This window comes from Albidovulum sp. (genome assembly GCF_049646345.1).
GTDB lineage: Bacteria > Pseudomonadota > Alphaproteobacteria > Rhodobacterales > Rhodobacteraceae > Albidovulum.
This window is the reverse complement of sequence record NZ_JBARVQ010000381.1, coordinates 1-1,928: the sequence shown is the minus strand read 5'-3', so window position 1 is coordinate 1,928 and position 1,928 is coordinate 1. Positions and strand designations below refer to the sequence as shown.

Sequence of the window (1,928 nt, the reverse complement as noted above, 5' to 3'; positions counted from 1 at the left end):
GTCGATGGGATAGGTCTGAGCCTTTACAGGCGCCGGAGTAGCAGCGGCCGCAAGCGCCACGCCGATCGCGGTCACCGCAGAACGAAGGAAAGGGGCTTTCGTCATGTCAGTCTCCATTTAAGAGCGTTTCGCATTTTTCTAGCCTGTCCCAGCACGCGGAATCCTCGACTGTAGCGGCCGGTGAAAAGCAAGTAAGAGCATGATCTCTAAGTGTTTTCCATAACGTATTCACGTAACATCGACTATCGTTTCATGCTTTATATTGATTAGTTCAACCTAAATGGCAAGCGGATAGCATTTTTGCCTTGTGCAAAAAGTGTTTTCGCATATGCTTTGAGTATGAACACGGAATTTAAAGCTGGAAACTCTTGACAAACAGTGGTGTGGATGGGGCGAATACTCTACTGGTTCTCCGAAAAGTGGGAGAACCGGACGTGGAGATCAGAGCATTCCCAATCACGAATGAGTCGGAGTTTCGCCGCCTAGTAAAGGACGGTGCCGAAGTTGAGTTGGTTTGCACGAAAGCCCCAACGCCCGAAGAACCCTTGCAGGGAGAGTGGCTATTCCTGCTTCTTCTCGGTGAGGAAACGCCGGTGCGCATGGTACTCGTTACCATCAAGTCCAGACACCGTGTATTCCTTCGATATACCGGTGTTGTTTCCTTCGCAGCCCACACACTCGAGCTGCAAAGTGCATGTATTCCGCTCGTCACTGGTGGGACTTGTCGTGGCATGTTCCATCGCGACCGCGTACCCGTTGCGAGCGGAGGTGATCCGATTCAATCAAGCGCCGGAAACGGAAGCTGACCGAAACGGAACAACCCTATTTCATGACGGCGCTGTCCTGCGCTACGACGCCAATGGCCAACTGATCGCCCCGCAAGGCCGGGCCGCGAATGACGAACTCCCGCGACCGCTTCCGACCGTCTCCGGAAGTCGCGCCGCGAACCTGCCGATCATCCGCTCCGTCGCGGCGCGCTACCAGCGTCATCCGACAGTGAAGAGCCTTGGGCTCAGCGAGCGGGACTGGACAGCCTTCTTCCAGGCCATGATCCGGATCGAAAGCGGCTACCGGCCTGAGGCGGTTAGCCATGCCGGTGCCATTGGTCTTGCCCAGCTCATGCCGGCGACGGCGCGGGCGCTTCGGGTGAATGCGCATGATCCCCTCGAAAATCTCGATGGCGGGGCGCGCTATCTCATCGCACAAATGGGGCGCTTCGGCAGCCTCGAGCTGGCGCTCGCAGCCTACAATGCCGGGCCCGAGGCCGTCGCGAAGTATGGCGGCATTCCCCCTTACCGCGAAACCCAATCCCATGTCCGCAAGGTCATGGCCGAATACCAACGTCTCTTGTCCACAATCTGAGGAGTAAACATGACCAATCTTCATCACCGGCTCGTCGCCGCAATCCTTCTGACCCTCTGGTCCGGTCGCGCCATGGCGGCTATCGACTTTTCCAAGCCCGAAGGTCTCGTAACGGATCTCGCAGCATCGCTCGGCGGCACTTTCGCGACTGCGTTCCTCTTGATCGGCTTGGCCGCCTTGGGCTTCCTTGCCGCCTTCAACCGCATCTCCTGGATGTGGGTCGGTCTGATGTTGGTCGGGGCATTCCTCGTCTTCGGCGGCCCGGCCATCGTCTCCAATCTGCGTTCGACGCTGGGCTGAGGGGCAGGGGGCATGGAACCTAGCGTCGTCGTCATCGGGTTGTCGCGTCAGGCGGTCTTTTGGGGCCTGCCGCTCCCGTATTTCCTCGCGGTCGGCGCGCTCATCATGTTCCCCTTCATCCTCTTCAAGGTGCTGTCGTGGCTCCTGACCGCGCCGCTTTGGTACATGGCGGCGCGGATCGTCACCGCGATCAATCCCAATATCCACAATGTCATGACCGTCCGGCTGCGGCACACGCCGATGAGCCTGCTGCGGTTCGGAAAGGC

At 58.4% G+C, this 1,928-nt stretch carries 3 protein-coding genes; all 3 read left to right on the top strand.

Annotation, left to right across the window (positions count from 1 at the left end; all coding sequences use genetic code 11):
* Nucleotides 1-768: 768 nt before the first annotated feature.
* Complete coding sequence (locus WBB85_RS09445; RefSeq protein ID WP_432638370.1) at nucleotides 769-1,362, top strand: transglycosylase SLT domain-containing protein; 594 nt, start codon at nucleotides 769-771, stop codon at nucleotides 1,360-1,362.
* 9 nt (nucleotides 1,363-1,371) lie between these two features.
* Entirely contained in the window at nucleotides 1,372-1,662 is a 291-nt protein-coding gene (locus tag WBB85_RS09440; protein ID WP_432638369.1) for a TrbC/VirB2 family protein, read from the top strand.
* 12 nt (nucleotides 1,663-1,674) lie between these two features.
* Nucleotides 1,675-1,928: VirB3 family type IV secretion system protein (locus WBB85_RS09435; protein WP_432638368.1), on the top strand; the 254-nt coding region annotated here is incomplete at its 3' end.